Raw genomic sequence first — 12,699 nt, forward strand, 5'->3', positions numbered from 1 at the left:
TACAGGGTTACAGAATATCCAGCGGGTACGAGGTGATGATGCGAATCTCGTCGTTGTCAGCGCCGGAGTTGGTGCTGTTCATGGCGCTATTGCCACGATAGGTGGCTTGGCGCAGGGTCACCGACAGATCCTTGGCCGGGCCGTCTTGCACGACATAGGCGACCTGGATATCGCGTTCCCATTCTTCGCCGTCTTGCAGATCGTTATAGAAACCGTAAGCGCCCGCCGCATCGGCATGGCTGCCGTCTGCTCCGGTGCCTTTGACGTAGCGGGTCATAAAGCTCAGGCCAGGAACACCAAAGCTGCTGGCGTCGAGGTCATATTGCAGTTTGTAGGACTTCTCGCCTGGAGCGTTGAAGTCGGCAAACTGTGAGGAGTTGGCCAGCCAGATCGAGCCCGCCGGATTGAACTTACCCGCACCGGTCTCTACCCCCAGATAGTCGAAGGGCGTGCTGCCATTGATGCGCTGGTGGGCGAAGGTGAAGCTGTGCGCGCCGGTGACCAAGGCCAAGGCCATGCTGTAGGCATCGGTGTTGATCTTGCCGGCTTTGGCATCCCCGGCATCGTCGGTTTTGTAGTAGGCGATGCTGGTATTCAGCGCGGTTTCTTCACCCAGCGCCCAGCTGTGATACAGGTCGGCGTAGTACTGTTGCCACACATCCTCATAATTGGACGCATGCAGGCCGCCCGACAGGGTGTCGCTGAAGCTGTAGTCGCCGCCAATATAGTCGGCGCGATTAAACTTAGTCTGGCCGTAAGTGGTGCCCAGATTGCCATCTTGATTGCTGCTGTTTTCGGCATTGCCCGAGGTGAAGTGACCGCCTTGCAGCGCCAAACCTACGATTTCGTTACTGCTGAGCATGGCGCCGGTGAAATGTTGCGGCATCAGATACAGGTCGCTGTAACCGAATACCGGGCTGTTCGGTTGCAGGTTGCCGGCTTTCAGTTCGGTTTCCGAAACCCGTACTTTGACTGCGCCGCCAGCCAGACCGTAGGCGTCCTGGCCTTGGCAGCTGCCGGTGATGGCATCGCAATGGCTGCCACTGCCCGGCAACACGTTGCTGCCACCAGTGCCTGCGCCGCCAGTGAGGCGCACGGCGCCATTGGCAAAGGCGTCAATGCCAAAGCCAAGGGTGCCTTGGGTAAAGCCGGAGGTGAAGCTGAGCATTTCAGCCTGGCCCCACTCGTTGGCGTAGTTTTGGCTTGTATCGACGCCACCATTTGCGGCCGCGTTATTGTTATTTTTGAAGTTACGGTAGAAGGCGACGTTACGACTCAGCAAGGTGAGCGTGCTGTCTTCGATAAAACCTTTGGATTGGCCCTGGGTGGAACCCTGCATGCCTTGCGCCAGCTGCTCGAGCGCTGGGCCTTCGGAACCAACTTTCGAGCTTTCATCAGCGGCGTAAGCCAGTTGGCTGCTTGCTGCCGCAATGGCCAGCGCCAGCGCGCCGCACATCTTGATTTGCATTGAAACTACTCCTTGGTTTTTTATTTTTAGAAGACTGTCTACCCGCCAGCCGTTGGTCAGCGCCGAGGCGCGCGGGGAGCCCAGGCAAGGCAAGGCAAGGCTTGTCGGCGACGAAGGCGCGAACACAGATGTTTATCTCGCTCAATCGGGATATGGGCTATTGCATCGCCGCGACAGCGGCTCGCCATGGGTTCGCCCGCACAATGATGAAAGCTGTGCGGGCTGGCCGCCTGGGCAGTCAAACCAGCGGCATGTTCTTGGTCACGCAGTGGATACCGCCACCGCCGGCGGCGATCGGGTCGATATTCACCTGCACCACCACGCGGCCTGGATACAGTTTGATCAGCAAGTCTTTGGCGAACTTGTCGGCGGCGGTGTCGCCGAACTGCGGCACTATCACCGCACCATTGATCGGCAGGTAGTTGATATAGCCCGGGGCGAAGTCCGGGTTGTTCTGGGTGTAGACGTTGCTGCGCAGCTTCAAGGGTGGCGGCAGGGTGTGCACCTGCAGTTTGGTGCCGTCGGCATCGGTAGCGTTCTTGAGGATCTCCAGGTGGATGCGGGTCACCGCGTAGTCGTAGGACTTGGGGTCGTTGTCCAGGTTGGCCACCACCACGCCCTTGCTGGCGAAGCGCGCATAGAAGTCGACATGGGCATCGGTGATGTCCTTGCCCTTGATGCCCGGCAGCCAGATGATCTTGCGCAGGCCCAGATTGGCCTTGAGTTCCGCCTCGATCTGCGCCTTGCTCATGCCCGGATTGCGGTTGTCGTTGACCCAGCAGCTCTCGGTCATGATCGCGGTGCCGTGGCCATCCACCTCGATGCCGCCGCCCTCGCCGGTCAGCTGGCTGGCGATATAGGTGGCATAGGTCTCATAGCTGAGCGCATCGGCGACCTGGGTGTCGCTGGCATGCGCCTGCTTGTTGCCCCAGCCGTTGAAGTTGAAGTCCACCAGGCCACGCCCGCCCTGATCGTCGACCACGAAGCAGCCGCCATAGTCGCGCATCCAGATGTCGTCCAGCGGCATGGTCAGGAACTTGATGTTAGTGGTGCCACATTTGCTCTTGGCCAGCGCCAGCTGGTTGGCGCGGCACAGCACTGTGACCGGCTGGTACTTGGCGATGGTCTTGGCCAGCAGGGCAACGCAGTTATTCACCGGGGTGGCCCAATCCTCCCAGACCGCTGCCGAGGCGCCAAAAGACAGGAAGATGCGCTCCTGCTGGGCGTTCTCATCCGGCATGTACCAGCTGCCACTGAGGGCTGCCCGTGCCCGCGGGGCATTCAACCCCAGGCCCATACTGGCCACCGCGCCGAGACCGGCCACGGCGGAAAGCTGCTTGATAAAGTCACGACGCGTAGACATGGATTCTTCTCGCTCTGCTTTGTTGTTTTTGTCTGGTTGCCGCCCGCGTCACTGCGCGCTGGCGGTCTTGAACTTGGTCCAGATACGCATGCGCGCGCGCATGTCGCGCTGCGGGATGTCCTTGCCCGGGATCAGCCGCTCGTAGGTGGCCTCATCCAGGTAGATGTCCGGGTTGTTGCGCATGTCGGCATCGACCATGGGGCGCGCCTTGGCACTGGAGGTCGGGTAGCCGGTGAAGTTGCTGATGGCCGCCATGTTCTCCGGGCGCATGACGAAATTGATGAAGGCGTAGGCGTATTCCGGATGCTGGGCATCAACCGGAATCGCCATGGTGTCCATCCACACCGTGGTGCCTTCGCGCGGGATGCGGTATTGGAAGTCGACCTGCTTGCCGGCCGCATCCGCAGCGCGTTGCGCCTGGGTGACATCGCCGCTGTAGCCGAGCGACAGGCACAGGTTGCCATTGACCAGGTCGGTCACCGGCTGCGACTGGAACTTGCGGATGTAGGGCTTGATCGCCAGCAGCAGCTCGGTGGCGGCCTGCAGATCTTCCGCCTTGGCGCTGCGCGGCTCGCGCCCCAGGTAGTTGAGCGCCACGGCCAGCACCTCGTCCGGCGAGTCGATCATGGAGATGCCGCAGTCGGCGAACTTCGCCGCCAGCTCCGGCTTGAACAGCAGGTCCAGGCTGTTCACCGGGGCATCCGGCAGCCGCTTGGCGATCATCTCGGCGTTGTGGGTCAGGCCGATGGAGCCCCAGGTGTAGGGCACTGTGGCGTGGCGCGAGTAGGGATAATGCGTTTGCAGCCGCTGCAAGCCCGGCTCGATGTCGGCCAGCGCGGTGAGCTTGGACTTGTCTAGTTTCTGCAGGCTGCCGGCACGCATCAGGCGCTCGGCCACGGTGTCGCCCGGGAAGATCAGGTCGTAACCGCTGTTACCGGCCATCAGCTTGGCCTCCAGCACCTCGCTGCTGTCCATGGTGTCGTAGATCACCTTGATCCCGGTTTCGGCGGTGAACTTGGTGAGGGTGTCCTCGGCAAAGTAGTCCGCCCAGTTGAACAGCTTCAGGGTCTTTTCCTCGGCCTGCGCGGACGGCAGGGCACAGCCGAGCGCCAGGCCCAGCGAACAGAGCAACAGCTTAGGGTTAGCTTTCATGGTCATGCTCCTTGGGTGTTCCAACGTGCATTGGGTTGGCGGCCATCGAGTCCCAGCAGCGGCCCGTACATTTCCGGCCGGCGATCGCGGTAGATGCCCCAGGTCAGGCGTTCCTCGCGCATGGCCGCCAGATCCAGGCTCTGCACCAGCACGCCGGCGCTGTCGCGGTCGGCCTCGGCCAGCAGCTTGCCCTTGTGATTGCTGATAAAGGACGAGCCGTAGAAGCTCATCTGCAAGGCCGGGTCGGTGCTCGCCACCTCGCGGCCGACACGGTTGGCGGCGACCACCGGCAGGATGTTGGCGGCGGCATGGCCGCGCATGGTCATCTGCCAGTGCTCGCGCGAATCCAGCGCCGCGGCGCCCGGCTCGGAGCCGATGGCGGTGGGGAACAGCAGCACCTCGGCGCCCATCAGCGCCAGGCAGCGGGCGGTTTCCGGGAACCACTGGTCCCAGCAGATGCCCACCCCGAGGCGACCATAGGCGGTATCCCAGACGCGGAAGCCGGTATCGCCGGGGCTGAAGTATTCCTTCTCCTGGTAGCCGATGGCGTTGGGGATGTGGGTCTTGCGGTACACCCCGAGCAGACGGCCATCGGCATCGGCCATGCTCAGCGAGTTGAAGTAGGCGTTGCCGGCCTTCTCGTACCAGCTCAGCGGCAGCACCACGCTCAACTCCTTGGCCAGCGCGGCGAAGCGCTTGAGCACGGCGCTCTGGCCGTATTCCTCGGCCAGCGCCAGGTGCTTGTGGTTCTGCTCGATGCAGAAGTACGGGGTGGCGAACAGCTCCTGCAGCAGTATCACCTGGGCGCCCTGGGCTGCGGCCTCGCGCACCAGCTGCTCGGCCTGGTCGAGGTTCTTCTTCAGGTCCCAGCTGCAGGGCATCTGAGTGGTGGCGATAGTCAGCATGCTCATGACCTCACCCCTTCAGCGGCCAGGCCGGCTGTTGTTGGGTGATGCAATGCACGCCACCGCCGCCGTGGGCCAGGTGGTTGATCTGCACCGGCACTATCTCGCGCCCCGGGAAGGCCAGGCGCAGTACCTCGGCGGCTTCCTGGTCGGCGGCGATGCCATAGGCCGGCATGATGACGGCACCGTTGGCGATGTAGAAATTGGTGTAGGAGGCGCAGAACACCTCGGCCTCGGTGTCCACCGCATCGCTGGCCTCGTACAGCTCCAGCAGCTCGAACTGGCGGCCACGGGCATCGCTGGCCAGCTCCAGGGCGCGACGGTTCTCGCGCACCACCTCGGCATAGACCGAGGCCTGGTCATGGGTGGCATCCACCAGCAGCGCGCCGGGGCGGGCGAAGGCGCAGACGCCATCGACGTGGCCATCGGTCATGTCGCCAGTGACATGGTCCGGGTCGCCCGGCAGCCAGATGGTCTTCTTGACGCCCAGCAGACGGCTGAAGATTTCCTCCATCTCCGCCTTGTTCATGCCCGGGTTGCGGTTGGGGTTGAGCAACACCGACTCGGTGGTGATCAGGGTGCCGTCGCCATCCACGTGGATAGCGCCGCCTTCGTTGCTCAGCGGCGTGCCGAAGCACTCCAGGCCGAGGCCATTGAGCACCCGCCGGGCCAGGCTCTCGTCCAGCTCATGGGCCGACTTGCCGCCCCAGGCATTGAAGCGCCAGCTGACCCCGGCCAGCCCCAGCTGCGGGTGGCAGACGAAGCTCGGCCCGGAGTCGCGGCACCAGCTGTCGTTGACCGCCAGCTCGAGCAGCTCGATATTCGGCCCGCAGAGCTCCCGGGCACGGGCCAGGGCGGAAGGATCGACGACCATCTTCACCGGTTCGAAGCGGGCGATGGCATTGGCGACGCGGGCGAAATCCTCCTGGACCTGCGGCAGCTTCACCCCCCAACCGGACTCCCAGAGCGGCTGATTGTGCGGCCAGACCATCCAGGTCGCGGCGTGCTTGGCCCATTCGGCTGGCATCAACCAACCGCTCTGCTGTACTTCGTTCTGCTGCATGACAAGTGCCTTTCAGTTAAGTCATTGTTATCACTGAAAACCGCGAATGCGGTGATGGCATGCATGCTAAGCCTGTAAAAATGGCGCAACAAACGATAGATTTTGCCGACAAATGATTAGCGGAGCTTATCGATATGCTCAAACACTGGCCGCCCCTGAACGCCCTGCGCGGCTTCGAAGCCGCCGCCCGCCTCGGCAGTTTTCACAAGGCCGCAACTGAGCTGCACCTCACCCAGTCGGCCATCAGCCAGCAGATCCGCAGCCTCGAGGCCTACCTCGAACAACCGCTGTTCTATCGCAGCGGACGCAGCGTCAGCCTGACCGATGCCGGCTTCGATCTGCTCAGCACCACCCAGGCGCTGCTGCAGCAGTTGGCGGTGGGCATTCGCCGCCTGGAGCAGTACCACAAGCCCAATCAGCTGGTACTCAACACCACCCCGGCCTTCGCCCGCCACTGGCTGCTGCCGCGCCTGGGGGATTTCCGCCGCCAGCATCCGGAGGTCGATCTCTGGCTGTTCAGCACCGACGAAGCCCCGGACATGGCCAGCCAGACCATCGACCTGGCCGTGCGGGATGACCTCAGCGCACAGGCCGAATGCAGCTTCAAGGTGCTGCACGCCGACCGCCTCTACCCGGCCTGCCATCCCAGCCTGCTGGCGGTACCCGACGAGCAGCGCACCACCCTGCACGGCGAGCGGGAAATGGACTGGAGTCACTGGGCGGTGGAAGCCGGCATCGATGTCGGCCAGCACAGCCACGGGCTGAACTTCTCCGACCCCGGCCTACTGCTGGATGCCGTCTGCGCCGGACTCGGCATCGGCCTGGTCAGCCAGTTGCTGAGCCAGCAGGCCCGCGCCGGCGGCCTGTTGCAGCCGCTGAATGAGCGCAGCATCCGCGGCCCGAACTGGGCCTGGCTGATTCATCGGGACAGCGAAAACAGCCCGCTGACCCGCAGTTTCTGCGACTGGCTGCAGGCCCGTCTGGAGGAGAAAACCGCCACATGAAAAACGCCACCCGGAGGTGGCGTTTTCGTCGTCAGCGCGGAGGCGGATTCGAGCTTATTTCTTGCCGAGCTTCTTCAGCTCTTCGTCACGCAGTTCGCGTCGCAGGATCTTGCCGACGTTGGTGGTCGGCAGGCTCTCGCGGAACTCCACGGTGCGCGGCACCTTGTAGCCGGTGACGTTGGCGCGCATGTGCTCCATCACCTGCTCCTTGGTCAGCGTAGCGCCGGGCTTGGCGACCACGAAGAGCTTGATCGCCTCGCCGGATTTCTCGTCCGGCATCCCGATGGCCGCGCACTGCAGCACGCCCGGCAGGGTCACCAGTACGTCTTCCAGCTCGTTCGGGTAGACGTTGAAGCCGGACACCAGAATCATGTCCTTCTTGCGGTCGACGATGCGCATGTAGCCGTCGTCCTGAATCACGGCGATGTCGCCGGTCTTCAGCCAGCCAGCGGCGTCGAGGATCTCGTCGGTGGCGTCCTGGCGCTGCCAGTAGCCCTTCATCACCTGCGGGCCTTTGACACACAGCTCGCCACGCTCGCCCATGGGCAGATCGTTGCCGGCATCGTCGATGACCTTGCACTGGGTCGACGGCACCGGAATACCGATGGTGCCGATCTGGATGTTCTGCAGCGGGTTCACCGACACCACCGGGCTGGTCTCGGTCATGCCGTAACCTTCGCAGATGGCGCAGCCGGTGACTTCCTTCCAGCGCTCGGCGGTGGCCAGTTGCAGCGCCATGCCGCCGGAGAGGGTGGCCTTCAGCGCGGAGAAGTCCAGCTTGCGGAACGCCTCGTTATTGCACAGGGCGACGAACAGGGTATTCAAGCCGACGAAACCGCTGAACTTCCACCGCGACAGCTCCTTGATCATGGCCGGCAGGTCGCGCGGGTTGGTGATCAGGAGGTTGTGGCCGCCGATCAGCATCATCGCCATGCAATGGAAGGTGAAGGCATAGATATGGTAGAGCGGCAGCGGGGTGACCAGGATCTCGCAACCGTCATTCAGGTTGACGCCCATCAGCGCCTTGGATTGCAGCATGTTGGCCACCAGGTTGCGGTGGGTCAGCATGGCGCCCTTGGCCACCCCGGTGGTGCCGCCGGTGTATTGCAGCACGGCGATCTCGCCGCTGCTCGGGTTGGCTTCCTTGACCGGCTGGCCGCGGCCCTTGGCCAAGACCTGATTGAATTTGACGGCGCTCGGCAGATTGAAAGCCGGCACCATCTTCTTCACGTACTTGACCACGCTGTTGACCAGCAGGCGCTTGAGCGGCGGCAGCAGGTCACCGACTTCGGTGATGATGACGCGCCTGATCCCGGTTTTCGGCAGCACGGCTTCGGCCAGGTGCGCCATGTTCGCCAGGCACACCAGCGCCTTGGCGCCGGAATCGTTGAACTGGTGTTCCATCTCCCGCGCGGTGTACAGCGGGTTGGTGTTGACCACGATCAGCCCGGCGCGCAGGGCACCGAATACGGCAATCGGGTATTGCAACAGGTTCGGCAGCTGCACGGCGATACGGTCGCCCGGTTGCAGGTCGGTGTGCTGCTGCAGGTAAGCCGCAAAGGCTCCGGACAGTTCATACAACTCACCATAGGTGAGCGACTTGCCCATGTTGCTGAAGGCCAGCTTGTTGGCGAAGCGTTCGCAAGACTGTTTCAGTACCGCCTGAATATTCGGGTACTGATCGGGATTGATTTCGGCAGCAACCCCAACAGGGTACTTATCCTTCCAGAAGTTTTCGGTCATGGAAGCCCACTCCTAAGCAACAGCTAATCTTCACCGCGCAATGGCGGTTGTTTATTGTGTTTTATCCGCTTTTTGCCGGCTGGCAGGCCAAAAAGCGGGCCGAGAGTAGCAGCTTTGCCAGAGAGCGCCTAGCACCAAACACCGCCTGACCAGTCAAAAAAATGACCGAAAGCCAGGCTTTCGGTCATTTTTTAAACAAGCCCTCAGACAAGCCGATGGACGGCCATGCCTCGCCGTTTTTAGGCGATATCGCGCAACTCGCGACGCAGGATCTTGCCCACCGGCGTCATCGGCAGCGCGTCCTTGAAGACGATGTGCTTGGGCACCTTGTAACCGGTGAAGTTTTCCTTGCAGTAGGCCTTCAGCTCTTCCGCGGTCAGCCCCGCCTCGCGCGCCACCACGAACAACTTGACCGCCTCGCCGGACCTCTCGTCCGGCACCCCGATCGCCGCGCAGCTGGCCACCTTCGGATGGGCCATGACCACGTCTTCGATCTCGTTCGGGTAGACATTGAAGCCGGAGACTATGATCAGGTCCTTCTTGCGGTCGACGATGCGCACGAAGCCGTCCGGGTCGATCACCGCGATGTCGCCGGTCTTCAGCCAGCCCTCGGCATCCAGCACTTCGGCGGTGGCGTCCGGGCGCTGCCAGTAGCCTTTCATCACCTGCGGGCCCTTGACGCACAGCTCGCCGCGCTCACCGAGGGCCAGCTCGTGGCCGTCGTCGTCGATCACCTTGAACGCGGTGCCCGGCACCGGCATGCCGACCGTGCCTAGCCGCGCCTTGGAGCCATAGGGATTGACGCTGGCCGTCGGCGAGGTCTCGGTAAGCCCGTAGCCTTCCGTCACCGGACAACCGGTGATGGCCTGCCAGCGCTCGGCGGTCGCTTTGACCAACGCCGTACCGCCGGAGTTGGTGACCTTGAGGTTGGAGAAGTCCAGGTTCTTGAACTCTGGATGCTCCATCAACGCGACGAACAGCGTATTGAGGCCGAGCAGCGCCGAGAAGCGCCACTTCTTCAGTTCTTTGATAAAGCCGGCAATGTCCCGCGGGTTGCTGATCAGCACGTTGTGATTGCCGTTGACCATCATGCACATGCAGTTCGCGGTGAAGGCATAGATGTGATAGAGCGGCAGCGGCGCGATCATCACCTCCTGTCCTTCTTTCATCAGCGGCCGACCGCCCGCGTCGTGCTGCGACAGGCAAGCGTCGACCTGCTGCATATTGGCCACCAGATTGCCGTGGCTCAGCATCGCGCCCTTGGCCACACCGGTGGTGCCGCCGGTGTATTGCAGCACCGCGATGTCGTCCAGCGTCACCTTGACCGGCTTCAGCGGCTGGCCCTGGCCCTGCTGCAGCGCGTCCTTGAACGCCACCGCCTGCGGTAGCTGGTAATCCGGCACCAGTTTCTTGACCTTTTTCACCAGGGTGTTGACCAGCCAGCCCTTCAGTGCCGGCTGCGGGTCGCCCATCTTGGCCTCGATCAGGAATTCGATTTCGCTGTCCGCCAGCACCTCTTGGACCAGCTTGCCGAACATATTCAGGTACACCAGCGCGCGCACCCCGGCGTCCTTGAACTGGTGACGCATCTCGCGGGCGGTGTACAGCGGGTTGGTGTTGACCACCACCAGGCCGGCACGCATCGCGCCGAATACGGCGATCGGGTATTGCAGGATGTTGGGCATTTGCACGGCGATGCGGTCGCCGGGCTTGAGGTCCGTGTGCTTTTGCAGGTAACCGGCGAAGGCGCCGGACAGGCGATCCAACTCGGCGTAGGTCAGCGTCACGCCCATATTGCTGAACGCCGGGCGGTCGGCGAATTTCTTGCACGAGCGCTCGAACACCTCGATCACCGACTTGTAGGCGCCCAAGTCGATCTCATTGGGTACGCCGGCCGGGCGTTTGTCGCTCCAGAAATCAGGTTGCATTGTTCTTATCCTCATTACCTGAAAATGTCTGGCCCGCACGGACGGGGCTGACGGGAACTTAGCAGCTCTGGGCGCTAGCGCAAATACTTGGGGATGCGTCATTGACCGCGTGAATCTTGGTTCAAGCGGCGCAACCAGACTAACTCAGGACAGACTGGGACAACGCCACATGCTGGCTCTACAATGCCAAACCCTCAGGGCATAAGGATTCGCCATGCTTCACGATGATTTTTGGCTAACCGCCAGCGATGCCGCACCGCTGTACGTCAATCGCTGGTTCGCCGCGCAACCGCCGAAGGCGGTGGTGATGGTCGCCCACGGCATGGCCGAACACAGCGGTCGCTACGCACGCCTGGGCGAAGCCTTGGTGCAGGCCGGCTATGAGCTGTATGCGCACGATCAACGCGGCCACGGCAAGACGGCCCAACGTGGCGTGCTGGGGATGTATGCCGAGCAGGCGGGTTGGCAACGGGTGGTCAGTGACCTGGCCAGCCTCAACCACCATATCCGCCAGCAGCACCCGCACGTGCCGATCTTCTTACTCGGCCACAGCATGGGCAGCTATATCGGCCAGGCTTACTTGATGCAGCACAGCTGCAGCCTGCAGGGGGCGATCCTCTCCGGTTCGAACTACCAACCGCTTGGCCTGTACCGCACGGCCGCCGCCATTGCCCGCTTCGAGCGCTGGCGCCAAGGTCCGACGGGGCGCAGCGCGCTGCTCGAGTTTCTCTCCTTCGGCTCGTTCAACAAGGCCTTCAAGCCCAACCGCACTACCTTTGACTGGCTGAGCCGCGACCCGGCCGAGGTCGACAAGTACGTCAACGACCCGTTGTGCGGCTTTCGCTGTACCAATCAGCTGTGGCTCGACCTGCTCGACGGCCTGCAGCAGATCACCCCGCTGAAGCGTCTGGCGCAGATCGACGCCGACCTGCCGCTGCTGGTGATCGGCGGCGCGCGTGACCCGGTCAGCGCCGGCAAACGCCTGCAAGACTTGGCCGCGGCCCTGCGCCAGGCGGGCCAGCAGAATGTGCAACTGAAAATTTATCCGGACGCCCGCCACGAACTGCTCAACGAGAGCAACCGTGACGAGGTGACCAGCGACCTGATCGACTGGCTGAACCAAGCCCTGACCCATAGCCGGCGCAGCCAACCACAAACCAAGGAGACCGCATGAGCCAGAGCACCAACACCCCCTACGAAGCCCTCGAAGTCGGACAAACCGCCAGCTACAGCAAAACCGTGGAAGAGCGCGATATCCAGCTGTTCGCCGCCGTCTCCGGTGACCACAACCCGGTGCACCTGGACGCGGACTATGCCGCCGGCACCCTGTTCAAGGAGCGCATCGCCCACGGCATGTTCAGTGGCGCCCTGATCAGCGCCGCGGTGGCCTGCGAGCTACCGGGGCCAGGCACCATCTACCTCGGCCAGACCATGAGTTTCACCAGACCGGTGAAGCTCGGCGACACCCTGACCGTGCGCCTGGAAATCCTGGAAAAACTGCCGAAATTCCGCGTGCGCATCGCCACCCGCGTGTTCAACCAGCGCGACGAGCTGGTGGTCGACGGCGAAGCGGAAATCCTCGCCCCGCGCACCCTGCAAACCGTCGAGCTGACCGAGCTGCCGCCGATCCGCATCGGCTGAGTGGCCACTGTTGCGCTGCTCAAGCTTGAGCGCCCTCGCCCTTTGGAGAGCCAGGCGGCAATAGCCACGCCTGCCCCGCCCGCCTCGGCGGGTCAGCTCCGCCCGGAGGAAGCAGGGCATTGAAAAAAATGGGCGACCGAAGTCGCCCAAATGCCTTGCGTGCCCGAGGTCTGGAACCACTAACGCGATTTGCGCTTGTGCGAGTCTTTCCAGATGAAATAAGCAAAACCGCCGAAGAAGGCGAGAATCAGGCCGACGGTGCCGATCCCTGCGAGTACCACTACATCAACGAACATGACGGCCTCCTGCGCTAAGCCTGAAAGGAATAGCTGCAGGGTACGCAGAGACGCGGGCGGGAAAATTGATCGAGATCAATACTGCCCGGGGCTGGGCAGTGGCACTGAGGAAAAACTGATCTGGATCAACCGATCA

Annotated in this window: 11 protein-coding genes; 3 read left to right on the forward strand and 8 right to left on the reverse strand. The window is 62.7% G+C overall.

Annotated features, from left to right (window positions below):
- Window positions 1–7: 7 nt before the first annotated feature.
- From FFS13_RS08905 to FFS13_RS08925, 5 genes are all read right to left on the reverse strand, one after another.
- A complete protein-coding gene (locus FFS13_RS08905; RefSeq protein WP_137818750.1) occupies window positions 8–1,468 on the reverse strand; it encodes an OprD family porin in 1,461 nt (486 codons plus the stop codon).
- 238 nt (window positions 1,469–1,706) lie between these two features.
- Window positions 1,707–2,831: an agmatine/peptidylarginine deiminase gene (locus FFS13_RS08910; RefSeq protein ID WP_137818751.1), complete on the reverse strand. Its 1,125-nt coding sequence runs from the start codon at window positions 2,829–2,831 to the stop codon at window positions 1,707–1,709.
- Between the two features lie 48 nt (window positions 2,832–2,879).
- The gene (locus tag FFS13_RS08915) at window positions 2,880–3,983 is read right to left on the reverse strand and encodes an extracellular solute-binding protein (protein WP_137818752.1); all 1,104 of its coding nucleotides are present in this window, start codon (window positions 3,981–3,983) and stop codon (window positions 2,880–2,882) included.
- A 2-nt stretch (window positions 3,984–3,985) separates the two neighbouring features.
- The gene (gene aguB / locus FFS13_RS08920) at window positions 3,986–4,894 is read right to left on the reverse strand and encodes an N-carbamoylputrescine amidase (protein ID WP_137818753.1); all 909 of its coding nucleotides are present in this window, start codon (window positions 4,892–4,894) and stop codon (window positions 3,986–3,988) included.
- A gap of 4 nt (window positions 4,895–4,898) precedes the next feature.
- The gene (locus FFS13_RS08925) at window positions 4,899–5,951 is read right to left on the reverse strand and encodes an agmatine/peptidylarginine deiminase (RefSeq protein ID WP_137818754.1); all 1,053 of its coding nucleotides are present in this window, start codon (window positions 5,949–5,951) and stop codon (window positions 4,899–4,901) included.
- 134 nt (window positions 5,952–6,085) lie between these two features.
- Between FFS13_RS08925 and FFS13_RS08930 the strand changes: the two genes are divergently transcribed.
- Window positions 6,086–6,955: a LysR substrate-binding domain-containing protein gene (locus FFS13_RS08930; RefSeq protein ID WP_137818755.1), complete on the forward strand. Its 870-nt coding sequence runs from the start codon at window positions 6,086–6,088 to the stop codon at window positions 6,953–6,955.
- Window positions 6,956–7,009: 54 nt separating this feature from the next.
- Here FFS13_RS08930 and fadD1 read toward each other — a convergent pair whose 3' ends face one another.
- Window positions 7,010–8,698: a long-chain-fatty-acid--CoA ligase FadD1 gene (gene fadD1, locus FFS13_RS08935; RefSeq protein ID WP_137818756.1), complete on the reverse strand. Its 1,689-nt coding sequence runs from the start codon at window positions 8,696–8,698 to the stop codon at window positions 7,010–7,012.
- 239 nt (window positions 8,699–8,937) lie between these two features.
- Complete coding sequence (gene fadD2 / locus FFS13_RS08940) at window positions 8,938–10,626, reverse strand: long-chain-fatty-acid--CoA ligase FadD2 (protein WP_137818757.1); 1,689 nt, start codon at window positions 10,624–10,626, stop codon at window positions 8,938–8,940.
- A gap of 214 nt (window positions 10,627–10,840) precedes the next feature.
- Here fadD2 and FFS13_RS08945 point away from each other — a divergent pair, with 214 nt between their 5' ends.
- Window positions 10,841–11,800 carry an alpha/beta hydrolase gene (locus FFS13_RS08945; protein WP_137818758.1) on the forward strand — a complete coding sequence of 320 codons (960 nt, stop codon included), beginning with the start codon at window positions 10,841–10,843 and terminating at the stop codon, window positions 11,798–11,800.
- Window positions 11,797–12,267 (forward strand): MaoC family dehydratase, encoded by a 471-nt coding sequence (locus FFS13_RS08950; protein WP_137818759.1) that lies wholly within the window; start codon window positions 11,797–11,799, stop codon window positions 12,265–12,267. Before FFS13_RS08945 ends, FFS13_RS08950 begins: the two co-directional genes overlap by 4 nt.
- 179 nt (window positions 12,268–12,446) lie before the next feature.
- Here the strand turns inward: FFS13_RS08950 and ccoM are convergent, their stop codons facing one another.
- A complete protein-coding gene (gene ccoM, locus FFS13_RS20255; protein ID WP_305955919.1) occupies window positions 12,447–12,563 on the reverse strand; it encodes a cytochrome c oxidase subunit CcoM in 117 nt (38 codons plus the stop codon).
- Window positions 12,564–12,699: the final 136 nt, after the last annotated feature.

This window comes from Pseudomonas sp. 2FG (assembly GCF_005502935.1).
Lineage (GTDB): Bacteria > Pseudomonadota > Gammaproteobacteria > Pseudomonadales > Pseudomonadaceae > Aquipseudomonas.

Coding starts and splice junctions, on each gene's coding strand:
- FFS13_RS08905 (WP_137818750.1), bottom strand. CDS start 1,468: ATGCAAATCAAGATGTGCGGCGCGCTGGCGCTGGCCATTGCGGCAGCA.
- FFS13_RS08910 (WP_137818751.1), bottom strand. CDS start 2,831: ATGTCTACGCGTCGTGACTTTATCAAGCAGCTTTCCGCCGTGGCCGGT.
- FFS13_RS08915 (WP_137818752.1), bottom strand. CDS start 3,983: ATGAAAGCTAACCCTAAGCTGTTGCTCTGTTCGCTGGGCCTGGCGCTC.
- aguB (WP_137818753.1), bottom strand. CDS start 4,894: ATGAGCATGCTGACTATCGCCACCACTCAGATGCCCTGCAGCTGGGAC.
- FFS13_RS08925 (WP_137818754.1), bottom strand. CDS start 5,951: ATGCAGCAGAACGAAGTACAGCAGAGCGGTTGGTTGATGCCAGCCGAA.
- FFS13_RS08930 (WP_137818755.1), top strand. CDS start 6,086: ATGCTCAAACACTGGCCGCCCCTGAACGCCCTGCGCGGCTTCGAAGCC.
- fadD1 (WP_137818756.1), bottom strand. CDS start 8,698: ATGACCGAAAACTTCTGGAAGGATAAGTACCCTGTTGGGGTTGCTGCC.
- fadD2 (WP_137818757.1), bottom strand. CDS start 10,626: ATGCAACCTGATTTCTGGAGCGACAAACGCCCGGCCGGCGTACCCAAT.
- FFS13_RS08945 (WP_137818758.1), top strand. CDS start 10,841: ATGCTTCACGATGATTTTTGGCTAACCGCCAGCGATGCCGCACCGCTG.
- FFS13_RS08950 (WP_137818759.1), top strand. CDS start 11,797: ATGAGCCAGAGCACCAACACCCCCTACGAAGCCCTCGAAGTCGGACAA.
- ccoM (WP_305955919.1), bottom strand. CDS start 12,563: ATGTTCGTTGATGTAGTGGTACTCGCAGGGATCGGCACCGTCGGCCTG.